The 18,122-nt window shown below is 61.8% G+C and carries 21 protein-coding genes; 8 read left to right on the top strand and 13 right to left on the bottom strand.

Translation table 11 applies throughout. The annotated features are described in order from the left end of the window. Nucleotides 1–8: 8 nt before the first annotated feature. Both HV796_RS03490 and HV796_RS03495 read right to left on the bottom strand, forming a co-directional pair. A complete protein-coding gene (locus HV796_RS03490; protein WP_175225073.1) occupies nucleotides 9–1,460 on the bottom strand; it encodes a catalase in 1,452 nt (483 codons plus the stop codon). 83 nt (nucleotides 1,461–1,543) lie between these two features. Continuing rightward, nucleotides 1,544–2,233: an HD domain-containing protein gene (locus HV796_RS03495; RefSeq protein ID WP_175225074.1), complete on the bottom strand. Its 690-nt coding sequence runs from the start codon at nucleotides 2,231–2,233 to the stop codon at nucleotides 1,544–1,546. 436 nt (nucleotides 2,234–2,669) lie between these two features. On the opposite strand from HV796_RS03495, the gene HV796_RS03500 reads away from it, so the two are divergent. Continuing rightward, nucleotides 2,670–3,197 carry a GNAT family N-acetyltransferase gene (locus tag HV796_RS03500; RefSeq protein WP_175225075.1) on the top strand — a complete coding sequence of 176 codons (528 nt, stop codon included), beginning with the start codon at nucleotides 2,670–2,672 and terminating at the stop codon, nucleotides 3,195–3,197. 63 nt (nucleotides 3,198–3,260) lie between these two features. On the opposite strand, the gene HV796_RS03505 is transcribed toward HV796_RS03500, so the two are convergent. Then, nucleotides 3,261–3,587: a DUF2917 domain-containing protein gene (locus HV796_RS03505; protein WP_175225076.1), complete on the bottom strand. Its 327-nt coding sequence runs from the start codon at nucleotides 3,585–3,587 to the stop codon at nucleotides 3,261–3,263. Between the two features lie 418 nt (nucleotides 3,588–4,005). Between HV796_RS03505 and HV796_RS03510 the strand changes: the two genes are divergently transcribed. After that, nucleotides 4,006–4,887: a hypothetical protein gene (locus HV796_RS03510; RefSeq protein WP_377693094.1), complete on the top strand. Its 882-nt coding sequence runs from the start codon at nucleotides 4,006–4,008 to the stop codon at nucleotides 4,885–4,887. 38 nt (nucleotides 4,888–4,925) lie between these two features. Here the strand turns inward: HV796_RS03510 and HV796_RS03515 are convergent, their stop codons facing one another. The 3 genes from HV796_RS03515 to HV796_RS03525 form a co-directional block, all read right to left on the bottom strand. Further along, complete coding sequence (locus HV796_RS03515) at nucleotides 4,926–5,396, bottom strand: ferritin-like domain-containing protein (protein WP_175225077.1); 471 nt, start codon at nucleotides 5,394–5,396, stop codon at nucleotides 4,926–4,928. A gap of 287 nt (nucleotides 5,397–5,683) precedes the next feature. Continuing rightward, a complete protein-coding gene (locus tag HV796_RS03520) occupies nucleotides 5,684–5,971 on the bottom strand; it encodes a hypothetical protein (protein ID WP_175225078.1) in 288 nt (95 codons plus the stop codon). Nucleotides 5,972–6,325: 354 nt separating this feature from the next. Beyond that, complete coding sequence (locus HV796_RS03525; RefSeq protein ID WP_175225079.1) at nucleotides 6,326–6,706, bottom strand: response regulator transcription factor; 381 nt, start codon at nucleotides 6,704–6,706, stop codon at nucleotides 6,326–6,328. A gap of 548 nt (nucleotides 6,707–7,254) precedes the next feature. Here HV796_RS03525 and HV796_RS03530 point away from each other — a divergent pair. Next, entirely contained in the window at nucleotides 7,255–7,530 is a 276-nt protein-coding gene (locus HV796_RS03530) for a hypothetical protein (protein WP_175225080.1), read from the top strand. A gap of 140 nt (nucleotides 7,531–7,670) precedes the next feature. On the opposite strand, the gene HV796_RS03535 is transcribed toward HV796_RS03530, so the two are convergent. Beyond that, the gene (locus tag HV796_RS03535; protein ID WP_175225081.1) at nucleotides 7,671–8,669 is read right to left on the bottom strand and encodes an AraC family transcriptional regulator; all 999 of its coding nucleotides are present in this window, start codon (nucleotides 8,667–8,669) and stop codon (nucleotides 7,671–7,673) included. A 284-nt stretch (nucleotides 8,670–8,953) separates the two neighbouring features. Between HV796_RS03535 and HV796_RS03540 the strand changes: the two genes are divergently transcribed. Continuing rightward, nucleotides 8,954–9,232 (top strand): hypothetical protein, encoded by a 279-nt coding sequence (locus tag HV796_RS03540; RefSeq protein ID WP_175225082.1) that lies wholly within the window; start codon nucleotides 8,954–8,956, stop codon nucleotides 9,230–9,232. Nucleotides 9,233–9,350: 118 nt separating this feature from the next. On the opposite strand, the gene hpnR is transcribed toward HV796_RS03540, so the two are convergent. Further along, the gene (hpnR, locus tag HV796_RS03545) at nucleotides 9,351–10,898 is read right to left on the bottom strand and encodes a hopanoid C-3 methylase HpnR (RefSeq protein ID WP_175225083.1); all 1,548 of its coding nucleotides are present in this window, start codon (nucleotides 10,896–10,898) and stop codon (nucleotides 9,351–9,353) included. 414 nt (nucleotides 10,899–11,312) lie between these two features. Then, the gene (locus HV796_RS03550) at nucleotides 11,313–11,573 is read right to left on the bottom strand and encodes a DUF1488 family protein (RefSeq protein WP_175225084.1); all 261 of its coding nucleotides are present in this window, start codon (nucleotides 11,571–11,573) and stop codon (nucleotides 11,313–11,315) included. 344 nt (nucleotides 11,574–11,917) lie between these two features. Between HV796_RS03550 and hmuQ the strand changes: the two genes are divergently transcribed. After that, the gene (hmuQ, locus tag HV796_RS03555; RefSeq protein WP_175225085.1) at nucleotides 11,918–12,232 is read left to right on the top strand and encodes a heme-degrading protein HmuQ; all 315 of its coding nucleotides are present in this window, start codon (nucleotides 11,918–11,920) and stop codon (nucleotides 12,230–12,232) included. A 46-nt stretch (nucleotides 12,233–12,278) separates the two neighbouring features. Here the strand turns inward: hmuQ and HV796_RS03560 are convergent, their stop codons facing one another. Beyond that, complete coding sequence (locus HV796_RS03560; protein ID WP_246355661.1) at nucleotides 12,279–12,944, bottom strand: LysR family transcriptional regulator; 666 nt, start codon at nucleotides 12,942–12,944, stop codon at nucleotides 12,279–12,281. A gap of 327 nt (nucleotides 12,945–13,271) precedes the next feature. On the opposite strand from HV796_RS03560, the gene HV796_RS03565 reads away from it, so the two are divergent. After that, nucleotides 13,272–14,321 (top strand): hypothetical protein, encoded by a 1,050-nt coding sequence (locus HV796_RS03565; RefSeq protein WP_246355662.1) that lies wholly within the window; start codon nucleotides 13,272–13,274, stop codon nucleotides 14,319–14,321. Nucleotides 14,322–14,415: 94 nt separating this feature from the next. On the opposite strand, the gene HV796_RS03570 is transcribed toward HV796_RS03565, so the two are convergent. Beyond that, nucleotides 14,416–14,937 (bottom strand): DUF6622 family protein, encoded by a 522-nt coding sequence (locus HV796_RS03570; protein ID WP_175225086.1) that lies wholly within the window; start codon nucleotides 14,935–14,937, stop codon nucleotides 14,416–14,418. A gap of 197 nt (nucleotides 14,938–15,134) precedes the next feature. On the opposite strand from HV796_RS03570, the gene HV796_RS03575 reads away from it, so the two are divergent. Both HV796_RS03575 and HV796_RS03580 read left to right on the top strand, forming a co-directional pair. After that, on the top strand, nucleotides 15,135–15,467 hold the full coding sequence (locus HV796_RS03575) for an ArsR/SmtB family transcription factor (protein WP_175225087.1): 333 nt from the start codon (nucleotides 15,135–15,137) through the stop codon (nucleotides 15,465–15,467). Between the two features lie 79 nt (nucleotides 15,468–15,546). After that, nucleotides 15,547–15,996, top strand: coding sequence for an SRPBCC family protein (locus HV796_RS03580; protein ID WP_175225088.1), 450 nt, complete (start codon nucleotides 15,547–15,549; stop codon nucleotides 15,994–15,996). A 77-nt stretch (nucleotides 15,997–16,073) separates the two neighbouring features. Here HV796_RS03580 and HV796_RS03585 read toward each other — a convergent pair whose 3' ends face one another. After that, the gene (locus HV796_RS03585) at nucleotides 16,074–16,388 is read right to left on the bottom strand and encodes a helix-turn-helix domain-containing protein (RefSeq protein WP_175225089.1); all 315 of its coding nucleotides are present in this window, start codon (nucleotides 16,386–16,388) and stop codon (nucleotides 16,074–16,076) included. A 37-nt stretch (nucleotides 16,389–16,425) separates the two neighbouring features. Further along, nucleotides 16,426–17,850, bottom strand: a complete 1,425-nt coding sequence (locus tag HV796_RS03590; RefSeq protein WP_175225090.1) for an aminotransferase-like domain-containing protein — start codon at nucleotides 17,848–17,850, stop codon at nucleotides 16,426–16,428. Nucleotides 17,851–18,122 lie beyond the last annotated feature (272 nt).

Genomic DNA, 18,122 nt, shown 5'->3' on the forward strand with positions numbered 1-18,122 from the left:
AGCGCCGTTTAGCGTGCCTTCTTGCTCGCCTCAATCGCGGCAAGCGCCTTGCTGACGCCCGCACCGTAGGCCGGGTCCGCCTTCGTGCAGTGCTCAACGTGCAGACTCTGCACCGCCGCGGTCGTGCCCTGCAGCGCGCGCGCCGTATTATCGAACAGCACCTGCTGCTGCGCCGGCGACATCTTACGGAACAGCGCACCGGGCTGCGAGAAGTAGTCGTCGTCGACGCGATGGTTCCAGTGATCGGCGGCCCCTTCGATCGACAGCGGCGGCTCGCGGAAATCCGGCTGCTCCTGCCATTCGCCGACCGTGTTCGGCTCATACGATGCGGTGCCGCCACGGTTGCCGTCGACCCGCATCATGCCGTCGCGGTGATAGCTGTGCACCGGGCACTTCGGCGCGTTGACCGGAATCTGGTAGTAGTTCGCGCCCAGCCGGTAACGCTGCGCATCGGCATACGAGAACAGACGCCCTTGCAGCATCTTGTCCGGCGAGAACCCGATGCCCGGCACGACATTCGACGGTGCAAAGCCGGCCTGCTCCGTTTCGGCGAAGAAATTCTCCGGGTTGCGGTTCAGTTCCACGACGCCGACTTCGATCAGCGGATAGTCCTTCTTCGGCCAGACCTTGGTCAGGTCGAACGGGTTGACATGATATGAGCCCGCTTGCTTCTCCGGCATGATCTGCACGTACAGCGTCCAGCGCGGGAATTCGCCACGCTCGATCGATTCGTACAGGTCGCGCTGGTTGCTCTCGCGGTCGGTTGCGCATACCGCGGCCGCTTCCTGGTCACTCAGGTTCTGAATGCCCTGCTGCGTGCGGAAATGAAACTTCACCCAGAAGCGCTCGTTTTGCGCATTGATAAAGCTGTACGTGTGGCTGCCGAAGCCGTGCATATGCCGGAAGCTCTTCGGAATGCCGCGGTCGCTCATCACGATCGTCACCTGATGGAATGCTTCGGGCAGTTGCGTCCAGAAGTCCCATTGGTTTTGCGCGCTGCGCATGCCGGTGCGCGGGTCGCGCTTGATCGCGTGGTTCAGGTCGGGGAATTTCAGCGGGTCGCGGAAAAAGAACACCGGCGTGTTGTTGCCGACCATATCCCAGTTGCCCTCTTCCGTATAGAACTTCAGCGAGAAGCCGCGGATGTCACGCTCGGCATCCGCCGCGCCGCGTTCGCCCGCCACCGTCGAGAAGCGCGCGAACATCGGCGTTTTCTTGCCGATCTGCGAGAAGATCTTCGCGCGCGTGTACTTCGTGATGTCGTGCGTCACCGTGAACGTGCCATGAGCACCCGCCCCCTTCGCATGCATGCGCCGCTCGGGAATCACTTCGCGCGCAAAGTGCGCGAGCTTCTCGATCAGCCAGACATCCTGTAACAGCGCCGGGCCGCGCGGGCCTGCGGTCTGGGTGTTCTGATTGTCGACGACGGGGGCGCCGAATGCCGTGGTGAGTTTGCTCATGGGGTTTCCTTTGGAGTGGCGATCAATATTGACTTCAAAAACATCCAGCTAGTGCCCCGGCGTGATCGACGCCGGCGCCTGGGTCAGCCGTGCTGATGCGACGGATCATCGCAATGCACGCAGCCATGTGCGTCATCAACCCACGCATTGCCGAGGATGATGCTGCAAAAGTTCATGCGTCTGAATTTCGGGTCCTTCAGCGCGAGCACGTCGTCGTTGACGGTGCCGAACGTCGACTCCGGACGATGCTTCATGCCATCGTTGAACGCGTCGATGATCTGTTCCTTGAAGTTCACCGCGCGCGGGTGCGCGGCCACCACCTGGCGGCGCTGCTCTTCGCTGAATTCGTTGTAGGCCAGGCCGAGCACATCCATTTCGACGCCGGCCGTCACCAGTTGCACGACCGGCTTCTTGAACGGCGGAATGCCCGGTGTCGTGTGCAGCGCAATCGCGTCCCAGACAACGTCGACATCCGTTTCAGCGATGCCGTGCGAACGCAGGAAGCTGGCTGCGGCATTCGCGCCGTCCACTTCGAAGCGGTCCTGCGAATTCCGGTATTTCTGCGTGAGTCCGATATCGTGAAACATGCCGCCGATATACAACAGCTCCGCGTCGTACTTCAGCTTCTTGCGCTCGCCGGTCAACGCACCGAACAGAAACACACGAGTCGAGTGGTGGAAAAGAAGATCCGATTCGGTATCCCGGATCAGTTCAGTCGCCTCACGTGCCATTTTGCTGTCGGGGATCTTGATACCGGCGATGGTCTTGCTCATTGCGTTGCTCCAAAGAAGTAGAAGGTCTCCGGTTTGCCGCTCGCGCATTGCGTCAGTAAGCGGCATACCCTGTCTGGACTACGCAACAAGTTTGGATCGCTGGCCGTTTTCACTCAATGAGTTCGTTCCGTCAAACCGTGCCAATCACACTGCAAGTTCTGCCATGAGGCCGCTTCAGGCGTCGGCGCGGAGCCAACCGTTGTACGCGCAACGTCATTTGCATATCGAAGCTATAGACGCTATCAATGCGCCACTACGTCAGCGTGACAAGCGACGACTGGCGATCCAGCATGATGGACTGGCAGCGTGTCGGTTTTCTGCCATTTTGCACAAGGATTATCTGAATTGCACGGTTCTCTGTTTGGCCGTCACGCGTGCAAAGGGGATAAACTGACATCGGCGCAATACAAACAAACCACAACGCACAACCAATAATATGGACCAAAAGATAAACGTACGTCGGATCGCTGCGCACGAGGCGACGCACTGCGTCGAGGCGCTCGCCGATGTCCTGATCGACTGTGTGGAAGGTGGCGCGTCGGTCAGCTTCATGCTGCCGCTGCCGCGCGAGCGCGCGCAGGCGTTCTGGCGCGATGTCGCGCAAAGTGTGATGCGCGGCGAACGTGCACTGCTCGTGGCCGAGGACTCTACGGGCCGCATCGTCGGCACCGTGCAGATGATCCTCGCGCAGCCCGACAATCAGCCACATCGCGCGGATGTCGCGAAAATGCTGGTGCGCCGCGAGCTTCGCCGGCGCGGCATCGCGCGACGCCTGATGGACGCGGTCGACATACTCGCGCGCGACGAAGGCAAGACCGTGCTGGTGCTCGATACGGTCACCGGCTCGGCGGCGGCGCGGCTATACGAACAGGCCGGCTGGCAGAGGGCCGGCGACGTACCGAAGTACGCGCTCATGCCGGATGGCGAATTCTGTTCCACGACCTTCTACTACAAGCACCTGTGAAGTACGTCGATGGCCGAAAAGCACATTCCCCTGCTTTTCGGCCCGTGCGGCGCAAAGACCATGTCACATATGACGCAGCAACGACCCTTGCCGGCTGCGAAAAACCGACCTCAGACGATCGAGCCAACCGCGTGCGGCTTGCGCCCCGAAGTAGTCGCTCGTCACTGAAATTTCTACGGCACGATCGGCGTCGGTGCTAATGCTGATGCGTTCGCGCTTCGGCAAGCGAAGCACGCCACCGGGTTCGAGCCAGTAGTCGTAATCGCAGTTGGCGCGGGTCAGCCATACACGCTCGCTGAGCGTGCGCACTTCGGCCCCCGGCGTGCAGTCCCAGTAAAACACCTCGCCAGGTTCGACGGCGAAGTGATAGGTAATTTTCGGAAGTCGCACATTCGCTCGGATGTGCTGCGCCAAGTGTTGCATCTTGCCTCCTTTCTGGCCAGTCGGGCGCGTTCGTTAGCCGGCCCGCCCGCATCGGCGAATGCCGTTCTGTCGAACGAGCAGCCTGAAACGCCTCGCGGTATCAACAAAACACCTGACAACCGCGAATATTCCCAGTCCTGAATAACGCGCGGGCACCGCGCGCCGAACCGGTCAGATCGTGATTGTGGGCGTTACCGGTGTTATCCGTGTGACGTTTGCGGGTGGCGTATGCTTGATTCTGGTGCATCAATTGCGCGTAGCACGGCGCTTGCTGCCTGTGACATCACAAACGATCCGGAGGAGGCACGAGCAAATGAACTTATTTGCGCAACGGACGAATGGGCGCGTACCGTTCACCCGCACGGTCACCGTCACGGTCGCGGCAATGCGAATGCTCGCTGCGCTAGTTGCGCTCGTGCTCGCCTGCATCGCGCCGCTCACGCCATCATTCGCAGCGGACAATCCGGCCGCCGCGCTGCGCGACAAATATCAGAGCCTCGCGCCGCAACTGGCCAATAATCCGTTTCATCGTCCGCTTTATCTCGATTCGACGGAAGCTTCGAACCTGCTGAAGGGCAGCATCTATGCGGTCATCAATTATCCGTTCGCTACCGTCAGCGGCGCTTTAAACGATCCGGCGAGCGGTCCGGCCAACTGGTGCGACGTGCTGATCCTGCATCTGAACATCAAGTATTGCCACGCGACAACGGACAGCAACGGCAGCACACTCAACGTCAATCTCGGGAAGAAAGTCGAGGAGAAGCTGTCGTCGACGTTTCGCGTCGCGTTCAACTACCACCCGGACGTCGCCCGTTCCGACTACTTCAGGGTGGACCTGAGCGCGGACACTGGGCCAATGAGCACGAAGGACTATCACATCGTGCTCGAAGCGGTCGCGCTCGACAGCACGCGCACGTTCATCCACCTGACCTATTCATATGGTTATGGCGCCGCGGGACGGCTTGCGATGAAAACCTATCTGGCGACCATCGGCAGCGACAAGGTGGGCTTTTCGAAATCAGCCGACAGCGGCGACTATATCGGCGGCGTGCGCGGCCTCGTCGAGCGCAATACCATGCGCTACTACCTCGCGATCGATGCGTATCTTGCGTCGCTGTCCGCCCCGGCCGGCCAGCAGCTCGACGATCGCCTGAATCGTTGGTTCGACGCGACTGAACAGTACCCGCGACAGTTGCACGAGGTGGAGAAGGACGACTACATCCAGATGAAACACCACGAGTATCAGCGCCAGCAGACGGCACAGTAACTCGGCACAGTCACGCGCCACCCCATCACGCGGCGCGCTCACGCAAGCGGCGCCGCACCCGGTGATGCGGCAAGCGCACCTGGCCTGCGCAGCAATTTGTCGACTTCGCCGGCGTGCAGCTCTTCCGCGTAAATCATCTGGCGCGCGTATTCCTCGAGCGCCACCGAGCGGTCCTGCACAAGCGCGAGCAGCTCGCGATAAAGTTCGAGCGCGATGTTCTCCGCTTCAAGTGACTCGCGCAGAATTGAGCCGATATCGAAGGTGTGCGAATCGAGCAAAGGCCCGATTTCCAGCGACGGATACGCGCCGAGCGTCGTGATCCACTCACCCGCCTGCTGCGCATGCAGCAGCGATTCGTCCGCCTGTTGTCTGAGCCACTCGACAATCGGAATCCGGCCGAAGCCGAACACGAGAAACGAGTAGTGCGTATAGCGCACGACGCCAGCCAGCTCCGATTCGAGAATGTGATTGAGCACGCCCACCACGCTCTGCTGATCGAGTTCGGACATGGTTTCCTCCCCACACGCCGCGCGCGTCGCCGCACACGCAATTGACACACACGCTCAGGCCCAGCCGGGAATTCGGCCGAAGGCTCTCATAGTGCGCCATGCGAGCGCTGCAGAGCAAGCAGACGGATTTGCGCGCCGCAACACCGCGCGGGCGCGGCGCTGCCCGGCGGCGTCCGGCATGGGTGCTTCACGCCGGCGCCCGCGGGCCCTGTGCTCGTCGCCGTTGGTTATCTGTCGCGTACCGTGATTTTCCGGGCGATTTCCGCGGCGTTGCGCGCCTGCTCAGTTCAACCTCCGCCGAAGTAGACGTTGCAAAAGCTGATCGGGCCCACGCAATTCATGCTGTTATTGCCGTAGCTGTACCACGGCCATCCGGTCCGATGTGTGCCACTCGCGGTCATGCCCGCCATGCCGGGTCCCTCTCCGGAGCCACCGCTGCTGGATGCGCTGACTCCCGCGCTCATCGGTTGCGCGTCCGATGGCTGCGCGCTGGTTGACTGGGCGGACGCGCTCGTGAATACACCGGTCAGCAAGAGCGCAGCCACTGACGTCGTAATCAAGACAAGCCTTCTCATTTCCACCTCCTTGCCAAAGCAGAACGTGACAAGTCCGGCAAGCCGCACCCGTCACTTCGAAACTTAGTCCGAAAAAGCAGGCCCGGCAGTTAACATTCGCTGCGTCATTTCAAATCTGCACGGACATGTGTGTTGACGTTCGCGATCGGTTCTTTCGCTTGCGAAATCGCAAGGCGAACGATTGCGTTCAGCTTGTCGCGTTTTCGTCGGTCGGCGTGTGGAAACGCGCGATGTCCGCCAATGCGATGGCGTCGGAAGCGGTTATCTCATTCGTAACCGGACTGTTTCGTCGCGTGCGCGAAAGAAATGCGTCAGCACGCGTGCAGCGTGCGGGATATCCATCGGCAGCAACGTTTATTGAGTTTGCTCGGAGCCGAGGATCGATTGCAGGCACCGCATGAACTCCGCGGCATCGACCGGCTTGTGAAGGAAGAAGCGCGCGCCGTTTTCGCTCGCGCGACGTTTCGCCGCGTCGGACGGAAACGCGGTCACGAAAACGATCGGCAGCGGATTGCCGCTTCCGACGAGGTGCGCCTGCAACTCGAGACCGTTCATGCCGGGCATCTGGATATCGCAGACGACACATGCCGTATGCACGAATCCAGGTGAGCGCAGGAACGCCTCAGCCGATGCGTAGGCCTGCACACACCAGCCCAACGAGCGGATCAGGCTGGCGGTCGCGAGCCTGACCGACTCGTCGTCGTCTACGATCGAAACAATGGGAGCATTGGGCAAGCTGCACATCCTTCACGAGGATTGACGAAGGGCCTGATCTCACGCCCTTTGACACATGGAATTCAATCTATCTGCAAGGGTTTTTAGCGTAAATCATATGTAAGTATGAAGCCCATGATGTATCGGTTATAGACACGGCATCGTTAAGCGTACTGGCTGCATCTACACACCGCTCGGCCTGATCCTTCCGCGCAAGAATGCGACCGATTTCGAATCGCCATCGATCGCTCGCATCGATGGTGGCGCACAACAGCGTGATGCATCTCGCAACCCCACACGCCGCATAAAGCACGCGGCGAGCAGCACTAAATAGCAAAAAACGTGCGTCTGGAATAAACGACCGGCTTCCTCGGTTAACGCACATACACGCGACGCGAACGACATGGAGATACGGCATAAACAAGCGAGCAGCTACAGACAAACATCACGTGTAAGCGTTGCTTGCGCCACGGGTGCACACCGGCATTGATCGTTTACCGCTTGTTACACCGCAACGCATATCGCTATCCCTTTGATCGGACACATCAACACAGCTACGGGAACGCAATATGAAAAATGCCTTCGACGCCACTGTCCGCCTGGCTATCGCACGCTATAGACAATCGCTGATGCGCGAAGCTGCGTCACATCATATGGACTGGTCGACACGGGCATCGTACCGGAACGACCTTTCGAATGAGGGGCGCTTGAACAACATTGTCAAGTTTCGCAGCATCGACCAAGAAGGCTTTTTGTTCGGCGCACTGATCCGTTCAGCGATCAGGCCGACGGCTGCGCGAACAACTGTAGGCGAACTACACGCTGCGCACCGACATCGCTTTTGAACCGGACATTCTCCCAGGGACCGTACCGTGGTCCCCTTTGTGCCGCTCGCTCACTCAGTGCGAGCGGCGCTTTTTTTGCGCACGCTGACGCAAAGCGCAAAGACTGTCCCGAAACAGGTAGGTGTGTGACGAAGCACACGCTAACCCGCGCGATCGACGCCATCTCCATGTGCGCGACTCTTGCGCCAGCCCGCGGGCGGCATACCGAACTCGCGCTTGAATGCACGATTGAACGCCGCTTCCGATTCATAGCCGACTTGCTCCGCGACCGCAGCGAGCGTCTTGCTGCCGGACGCGAGTTCCTGCGCGGCTATCCTGAGACGCCAGCTCGCCAGATATTGCATCGGCGGTTGTCCGAGCAAGTCCGTAAAGCGTTGCGCGAGCGCCGAACGCGACAGGCCGACCTTGCGCGCGAGCTCGTCGACGGTCCAGCCGTATGCAGGCTGCGCATGCAGACTCGCGAGCGCGCGGCCGACGAAGCGATCGCGCACACCCGCAAGCCAACCCTTGCGCTCCTGCGGCAGCGCATCGATGCAGCGGCGCACGGCCTCGACGAACAGCAGTTCGGAGAGCCGTGCGAGCACGGTTGCACTGCCGGCGCGCCACTGCGCGGCCTCGGCCGCGGCGAATTCGAGCGACGCCTCGAGCCACGCAGAGCGCGGATCGTTGCGCATATCGATCTTGAAGATGCGCGGCAACGCGGACAGCACCGGATTGTTCAGCGTTTCGTCACAAGCAAGAAAGCCGCATAAGAGCCGCGTGCACTCGCCACCCCCGCCATACGACACACGCAGCACTTCCCCCGGTGCCGCCTGCATCCGGCTTGTCAGCAGCGGCGCGGCAGGTACGGGCGTGAGGTCGAGAGCGCTACCCATCAGGTGCGCTTCGCCTTGCGGCACCACGAGCAATTCGCCCGCTTCAACACGAATGGCCGAAGCGGGATCGCCCGGCAGTTGCGCCCAGCAATGCCCTTCCGTGATCAGATGATAGGACACCACACGTTCCGCGCGCGGCAGAAAACCTGCACACAGCGTTGCATCCGGTTCGCCGCTCACGCACCAGGGTGCAGTGAACTCTCCATTCAGATAAAGCGCGCCGGACAAGCGCACGAAACGCAGCACATCGGATACGGCATCCATGTTCACTGAACCCTGCAAACCGCGGTGATTTCCTGTTCCGGCGTTCCGCACAAAAAATCTGGACGCCAGATCATTCATCGATGAGGACTTCGTCAAGATACTACTCCCACGTACAGCTGCAACAGCATGCATCCGATGCAAATGACGATGCACGCGGAAACGGTCATCCGTGTATTGAAGTTGAACGATCAACACGTACGTTTTTTGCACGTTCCGGAGGGTTGATCGGTACCAGCGGCGCAGCACTCCGACATTCGATTGTTCGACTATTCAGGAGCACTATCATGACTCGTAGCCACCTCATCCCGATCGCCCGCTCGCTTGCCGCCGCATGCGCGGTATGTGCACTAAGTGCACTGAGCGCACCTGTCTTCGCAAGCGGCTACGGCCCTTCGCCCTACTACCAGCCAGGCGACGGCGCACCGGTTTCGCAACGCGGCATCAGCGCACAGACGTTGTCCACGGAACAGAAATCCGGCTACGCAATGAATGAAACAGACACTGCGGATGCCGCACAGCGTGACATCGCGAACACGATGATCACAGCGGGCGACAAACACTAGCGTCTGTGCGACCCGTGCGCCGTGCTCGATTCGATGCGGCGCGCAGTGGCACGAAGGGCCGGCATGCATCGGCATGCCGGCCCTTCGGTATCGCGCAACGATGTCGTGCTATCGCACGTCAGCCGGTTCCCATACGCGTCTGGTCGACGAATCGCTCGGTCGCGTCGTCGATCTTGCGGCCCTTGCGGCCGACCGGACCGTGTATATAAAGCGTCTTCGCACTGGCGTTCGCCTCGGCGCTTGCCGTCTCGGGCGGCGGCGTCATTTCATAGCGCACTTCGCGTGCATGATCGGCAAGCTGCAGTTGCGGATTGAATACCGAGTTGAAACGCCACAGCATCCGCACAAAGTTCGTCTGACCATGCAACAGCAGGCGACACGCTTCGCCAGCGGCGCCACGCAAGGCGGCCCAGCCGAGGTGTTTGCGATTGAGCACCTGTTGGGTGTTCACCAACTCCCGGTAGAACTCGGGCAAAGGTAAGCGCGTCGGCAGCACCGCGTGCTGAATGTCGTACAGACGATAGTCGAGGCTCGTCAGCCGGCGCCGCTCGCGCAGCCAGATCTCCGTGCCTGGGTACGGCGTATTCACGCTGATGTTCACGATCTCCGGAATCTCGAGGCACCATTGCCGCACCGCTTCAAAGCGATCGTGATCCCAGTCCGGATCCGCAATCAGATTGATCGCGACCACGATGCCAAGCGAGCGAGCGAACCCGAGCGCCTCGAAGTTCTTGTCGAGATCGATGCGCTTGCGGAATGCTTCGAGCCCTGCGGCGTCGATCGCTTCCATACCGATGAACATGTACTCCAGACCGAGCTCGCGCCAGAACTTGAACACTTCCTTATTGCGCAGCAGAACGTCGCCGCGCGTCTCGAGGTAATACCGCTTGCGGATATTGCGTCGCTGGATCGCACGGCCGATTTCCATCCCATGGTCCGCATGCACGAATGCGACGTCGTCGACGATAAAGATGCCCGGCTCGCGAATCGACTCGAGCTCGTCCGCAATCACCTCGGGGCTGCGCGATCGATAGGTGCGTCCGTAGAATGTCCACGCGCTGCAGAATGTGCAATCCCATGGGCAACCCCGCGCAAATTCGATCGACGCGCAAGGGTCCAGCACGCCGATGAAGTATTTGCGCCGATGCCTTAGCAGGTCGCGCGCAGGGCGAATGTGATCGAGTGATTCGATAAAGCCCGGTGCCGGCCCGGCACCATTGCGCGTAACAACGCCCGGCACGCGCAACAGTTCGCCGCGCTGTTGCACGGTCTCAAGCAACTGCGCGACTGATGCCTCGCCTTCGCCTTTGAGCACGCAATCGATCGCCCCGTCCGCATGGCGCAGCAGGTCCGGCGCGGTGAACGACACGCTATGGCCGCCGACGAACACGAAGCAGTTCGGCAGCTTCTGCCGGATCGCCTTCGAGAGGTCGATTATTTCAGGAATGTTGGCGAGATAGTTGCCGGAGAAACAAACTGCATCGGGCCGCCAGTCGCGTATCCAGCGGTCGAAGTCGCGATGCGTCTCGACTTGCAGGTCGAGCAGGCGCACGTCATGGCCCGCTTCACGCATCACCGCTGCCACGGTTTCGAGACCCAGAGGCTCCAGGCGCAGAAACACACGGGTGTACATCAAGCCACTGGGGTGAACCGCAAGTACTTTCATGCAATCTCCTCGCGGCCGAAACGGCACGCCAAGTGCAGCAGCGGTCATCTGCTGCCGGTTACGATGAAATTTCCTGCGCATCATCCGCTGCCCGTCCTGCCACGGCAGCCGACATTGGCGAGGTTCCGCTCCCCGTCAGATCTCCTCGTCAGGACGATTCTACTGTCGAAGCGGGCAAGTCTGCGTTGAAGTGCGCGCGAGCCCGTGTTGGAGACCGTTGTGTCCGGTCTGCAGCCGGACGGTCGGAAATGGGTGGCGCCAAGGCGCCACCCCGCTGGCGGGCCGTACGCTACGGGCGGCCGCGCTCATACAGGCCGATACACAGACCGATACACGAGCCGACAATCGGACACGCCCGGAGCGGGTTTGTTCTTCAACATGCTCCGCAGCGCGTTGCCGGGCGCATGGCTCCGGCTAATCGAGGTCGCGCGTTTCCAGTTCGACCGACTGGCCGCCGTTGCGCTCCAGCACGCGCTGCGCGGCGGCCTCGATGCGCGGGCGATTCGCTTCGAATGACTGAATCAACTCATGGGAAGACGTACCCCGGTTGCCGAAATGATCGTTCAACGCATCCATCGAAACGCTGCACCAGACTTCCTTGCCGCTCACCTTCGCTTCGAATGCAACGCGCGACGCCGCCACGACATGGCGCCGGCCGGTAAATTCGATCGTCATTTTGCTTTTCCTCGTGTGCTGAATCCCTTCACGATGAAATCGTCACGCAGCAAGGAACGCTCCCGCACCGTCAGCAAACATGCGACGGCGCTGCAACGGGCGCCGCGCGAGCGACAGTGGACAGCCTATGCCGATCGCTGAAGACACACAATAGGCGCTCTATAATCGGCATCGGGCGTGTCGAAGGTTCAACCTGCTGCCGCCAGCAGGCTCGCGCCGGCATAGCGGGTCACCCGCTATGCGCCTGCCTTTTGCGTCGGCTTTTACGCCGCTTTTGCGTCAGTTTTTACGGCCGCTTTTGCGTCCGCTTTTGTGTCATTTCCGCGCCGCACAGGATCGATCCCATGTATATCGCGATGAATCGCTTCAAGGTCACCCTCGGTTCCGAGGCCGCGTTCGAACAGATCTGGAAGAGCCGCGACTCGCACCTGGCACAGGTGCCCGGCTTTGTCGAATTTCACTTGCTCAAGGGTCCGCAAAAAGAGGATCACGTGCTGTATTCGAGTCACACGATCTGGGCAAGTCAGCAGGCATTCGAAGACTGGACGCGGTCCGATGCGTTTCGTGCAGCGCACCGCGAGGCTGGGAACAATCGACCGCTCTATCTGGGCCACCCCGAATTCGAAGGCTTCGAGGTGATCCAGACCATCGGCAAGTAGCGGCAGCACGGGCACGGCGCCCGCAACTTAGGCCAGCCTTGCCGGATCACCCCCGCCCAATACGCATCGTCCGCGAACAGCGCCGCGTAGAAATCGAGGAACGCGCGCACTTTCGACGCCACCGTCTTCGTCGGCGGATACACGGCCCCGAACGGGCCGCTGCCGCGCGGGTTGGGCTAACGCCGCCCGTGCGTTTCACGAGTATCCATTTGTCGTCAGGCGCGAGCGAAAAGCGCAACGCGGCATGCGCGACCCGTTGCGAATCGGGCAGCACACCGACGCGGATCGCCAGATCGATGCGCGCTTCGATGATATTCAATGGCTCATCCGTGACCACCGCATCGACATCGATACGCGGATAACGCCTGGTGAATTCAGGCAAGTGCGGAATCACATGCCGACGTCCGAAGGAAGCGGGCATCGTCACACGCAGCACGCCTTTCGGTGACGCGTTGAGCGACGAAGTCGACTGCCGTGCGTCATCGAGGCTTTGCATCGCGGCCAACGCATGCGTGCGAAAGACCTGCCCGCCCTCGGTCAGCACAAGCCCGCGGGTTGACCGGTTGAACAGCGCGATACCGAGATCGGCTTCGAGCTCGTTGATATGCCGCGACACCGTCGACGTCTTGACCTCCATCTGCGCGGCGGCCTTGCTGAAGCTGCCAGGTTCCGCCGCATGAAGAAAGGCACGCACCGCAGCGAAATAGTCCATGGCGATCGATAGGTAGCGGGAACAATAAGCACGCAAAGCGCGCGCGAAACCCGGGTTTGAGCACAACAACGGATGATGTTCCACCGAACATAGCGTCGCGCCGCACGCCTGGCCGCCCCCAAATCCGCAAAGCAGATTCTGCGTTCGGGACTCTTCTCCATCGCGTGCAAGCCGCGCCCCGCAAGCCTTGGCGGTCCATGAAACCGCGCGACATAGTTTTCCAACAGACTTCGCGGGACCGTCCTTCTATAGTTCGTTCCGTCGCCACGCAATGCAGTACCGGCAATCGCCCGTGGCCCGAACTGACCGAACCACGAAGGACTTTCCGTGAACACCTTTTCGAACGTCGCTCCCGTCGGCCGCGTGACGCCGGCCTTCACCGCACCGGCCACGCGCTCGCGCCATGCCGTGCGCCGCCTGGTCCTGACGGCCGCGGCGGCCGTGCTCACGCTCGGCAGCGCGTCGGCCTGGGCCGGCTGGGCGCACGGCGGCACCGCGTACACATCGCGTGGCACGTACAGCGGCGGCCACTACACGTCGTGCGGCGGCAGCAGCTGCTCGCATGCGGGCGGCGTGGTCGGCCCGTGGGGTGGCGTCGGCACCAATAGCGGCACGGTCACGCGCACCGCGCCGGGGCAGTTCTCGAACTCCGGCACGGCCGTCGGCCCTTATGGCAACTCGGTCCAGCACGCCGGCAACACCAACTGCGCGAGCGGCACCTGCTCGCATACCGGCAGCATGACCGGCTCCAACGGCAACACGGCCACGACGTCGGGCAGCGTGACGCGCACGGCGCCGGGCCAGTACTCATCGTCGGGCACGGTCACGGGATCGAACGGCAACACGGCCACCCATTCTGCGTCGACGAATTGCGCGGGCAATTCGTGCTACCGGTCAGGCACGGTTACCGGCAACGACGGCGGCACCGTGACGCATTCGGGCAGCGCGACGCGCGTGTCGACCGGCACCGTCGTCACCACGGGCACCGTCACCGGCACGCACGGCACAACGGTCACGACGAGCGGCTCGGTCACGACGGTGGGGGCGACGGTCGCGGTCGGCACCGCACCTGTGGTGGTGGCGCCGGCTGTCTATGTGCCGCCGCCCGCGCCGGCTGTCGTGGTAGTGCCGCCGCCTCCGCCTCCGGCTGTCGTGGTCACGCCCGCGCCTGTCGTGTACGTGCCGCCGCCTCCGCCGAAGACGGTTTATGTTGCGCCGCCTCCGCCGAAGACCGTCTATGTTGCGCCGCCTGCGCCGAAAGCGGTGGTGTATGTCGCTCCGGCCCCGGTCGTATATGTCGCACCGAAGCCGCGGCCCGCGGTGTGGGTGCCGGGCCACTGGGTCGGGCGCGTGTGGATTCCGGCTCACTGGGTGTGAAGGGGATTGGGCGGATACACGACGTAAAAATCAATGCGGGCCGGAACCGGATCAAACCGGTTCCGGCCCGTACCATTGAACCAGAGATGAATCCCTAAAGATTGTCGTTAACCGACAACGCCGGCTGCGCGCGAAACCGCATGCAATAGGTCAGAAAACGCCCCGCGAAAATACCCGCGACGATCCCTGAAATCAGTCCATCGAGCACGACATAGCCCGAATCGGTCGGCACCGGCGCTGACACCGCGAGTTCGACGCCAAGCCAGAACTTCGAAGCAAACGTGACAAGAATCAGAATCAACGGCACAGCCGAGCCCGGCAGCGTGACGGTCTTGTGCTGACGGTCGACCGTGAAACGGCTCTTGCGCGCGATGAACGTGCCGACGATCAGCCCGGCGACGGCCCCGAGCGCCCACGCGCATGCCGCCTGCCAGCCGGCGGCCGGCTCCTTGACGAGGTGTGCGATGCCCCAGACGGCAAACACCACCGGCACGATCGCGAGCTTGCCGAGCGGCGCGGTGCCGCCCTTGAGCGCGTTGATGCCGCGCGACAGCAGAAAGGCCAGCAGGATCCACACCCATACAGGTGTGCCGCGCACGATCTGTTCGAAGGACATGTTCATCTCCCGCAAGGGTCGCCACGATGCCACTGGATTATGCCGCTCGCACCCGCATGCCCGACAAGGCCGCGCCGAACACAAACTGAAGTAGCCCGCGTATGGCGATCCATGCTGCACCACACATCCGCCAGCGAACTGCGTTAGGGAACTATAATCGTCCTTGACACGTAACCAAACGGTTGCCTATCATCGACATGAACGACGATGCGGTTTTCCGCGCGCTGGCCGACGCGAGCCGCCGCCTGCTGCTCGACCGGCTGCATCAACACAACGGCCAGACGCTGGTCCAGCTCTGCGATGGTCTCGACATGACCCGCCAGGCCGTCGCGAAACACCTGGCGCAACTCGAGCAAGCGAATCTCATATCGACGCAGCGCCAAGGTCGCGAGAAGCGGCATTTCCTGAACCCGGTGCCCATCAATGAGATCGCGGAGCGCTGGATCGGCAAGTTCGAGCGGCCGCGTCTCACGGCGTTGTCCGACCTCAAGCAGGAACTCGAGCGCCCGGAGGGCGATGCCACCCGGTGACGCGCGCCGGGCGCTCCAAGCGCGTCTGCGCGACGGCACCGCTACTTGGACCGTGGGATGCGATACAGGGAGGGCTACCATGAAAGACAACAGCACATTCGTGTATGTCACCTATATCCGCACATCGGCGGACACCCTCTGGTCGGCACTGACCAGCCCCGATTTCCAGCGGCGATACTGGTTCGACACACATTGCGAATCAGACTGGCAAGCCGGTTCGTCGTGGCGAATGGTGTTGCCGGACGGACGCGTTGCCGACACGGGTGAAATCGTCGAAACACCGCCGAAACGGCTCGTCATCCGCTGGCAGAATGAGTTCAGGCCGGAGCTCAAAGTCGAGGGCCCGTCGTTATGCGTGATGGAAATCGAACCGGCAGGCGACGCGTCGAAACTGACCATCACCCATTCAATCGATCGCGCCGATTCGAACTTTATCCGCGCGGTATCGGGCGGCTGGCCGCGCATCCTGTCGAATCTCAAGTCGCTGCTGGAGACAGGCCATGTTGTACTCGCTACAAAGGACATCTGACGGACGGCACGCGTGCCGCCGCACTAGCCGCAGCCGTTGCGCTCGCGGCCCGCGCCGCTCGCGCATCGCGCCGCCCATCACGCCGTGCCGAACAGATCGGAACACACTTGCGCGCCCTGTTCCGTCAACGCCGCGCAGCCGGTTCCGTCAGGCCGCGTCTCGACATCGACGAGACCGGCCGACGATAACTCGGTCAACAACCGACGCAGCGTGCTCATCGGCAACTGCACGCGTTTGCTGAGCTTCGCGAGCGACCACGGCTTGTCCGGCGATTCGTGACGCGCCCCCCATAGCTCACCCAGCACGATGACAAGCTGCACCTGCGGGTCGTCCATGTCGGGCCCGTCTTCCTGCGCTCGCGGGTCTTGTGGATCATCTCCGATCGAAGTCATCCGTACCTCATCTATCAAGTACTGGCCGCACCGTGCTTCACGCCGCCGACCGTATACACGATGCAACCAGCTTGCCCAGCGCGATCACCGCCTTCTCGACCCGCTCATTCCAAGGGTAGCTGTAGTTGAGCCGGATAAAGTTCCGATAGCTCGGCGTGGTTGAGAACATATAGCCGGGCCCCACCGTAATGCCATTCGCGAGTGCCAGCTGATAAAGCCGCATCGAATCGACCTCCTGCGGCATCTCAACCCACAGCACGTAACCGCCGACCGGTTCCGACATCTTCGTGCCTTCCGGAAAGAATCGCTTGACCATTGCCTTCATCAGGTTCGCCTGCTGCGCGTACGCCTTGCGCAACTTGCGCAAATGGTGGTCGTAGCTGTCGTTCTTCAGATACTCGGCGATCGCGAGTTGCGGAATCGACGGCGTCGTCAGCGTATTCAGGAACTTGAGCTTTTCGACCTGCTGGCGGTATCGCCCGGTGATCGCCCAGCCGATCCGGTACATCGCCGACAGGCTCTTCGAAAACGACGCGCAATGCAGCACGAGGCCCTTCTCGTCGTAGGACTTCAACGAGGTCGGGTGCGAATTGCCGTAGTACAGCTCGTGATACACGTCGTTTTCGATTGCCGGCACGTCGTAGCGCGCGAGCAGTTCGACCAGCTCGCGCTTCTTGTCATCGGGCATCTGAAAACCGAGCGGATTCTGGAAGTTCGGCATCACCATGCATGCGCCAATGCGCTGCGATTCAAGAATTTCGGTCAGCGCGCCGAGATCGATTCCTTCGCGCGGATGCGTCGCGACCTCGATCGCGCGCATCCCCATCCGTTCGATCGCGTGCAGCATCGCGTAGAAGGTCGGCGACTCGACCGCGATCACGTCACCTGGCCTGGCAACGGCCTGCAAGCACAGATTGATCGCCTCGGTCGCGCCGACCGTGATCACGATCTCGTTCGGATCGATCGACAGGCCGTTTTCCAGATAGCGCTTCGCAATCTGGCCAATCAGCGCCGGCGCGCCGGGCGGCAACTCTTCGGAGCCGTGCCACAAACCCGGACGCCGCGCGATCGCATTCGCGTACTGATTGATGCGCTGATACGGAAACGCGGATGGGTCCGGATACGGCGAACCCAGCGGCACCGCTTCGTCGCTGCGAATCGAACGCAGCGTCGAGAGCACGAGGCGGCTCACATCCACCGATGCGGAAATCGCGAGCGGCTTCGATGGCGCAAGCTCGGCGGCCATGGCCAGCCCCTGCGGGCGCACCACGTAGCCGGACTGTGGGCGACTTTCGATGGCCCCGCGGCTCTCAAGCAGCGCGTAAGCGCGCAGCACGGTGGTAATGCTCAAACGGTGATGCTGGCTCGTGCGGCGCACCGAAGGAATCTTCTCGCCGGGCCGGTATACGCCCTGCGTGACGAGCGCCTCGATATCGTCGGCAAGCTTCTCATACAGTTTCAACGTCCCTCCCCCGGTCGTGGACGCGCCCCGCTCGCCGGTTGCGGCGTAGATCGAATCGAGGCAATGAGCCGCATTGTGCCACCGCTTGCGCCCGGCCCGCAGGCGCTGTGCCTCTTTTCGGTGCAACGAAGCGGCGACTGTGCTCTTTCCCGATCGTCGATTGTGTGTCTGCCCAGCCAGCCTGCGCGCCCCTACGATCCCTCCCATGAATGCAGTGCGTCGTGCCCATGCCAAGCGGCAACGGCAACACAAGCCGGCGCGGCGGTCACTGT

This window comes from Paraburkholderia humisilvae, assembly GCF_902859855.1.
Classification (GTDB): Bacteria; Pseudomonadota; Gammaproteobacteria; order Burkholderiales; family Burkholderiaceae; genus Paraburkholderia; species Paraburkholderia humisilvae.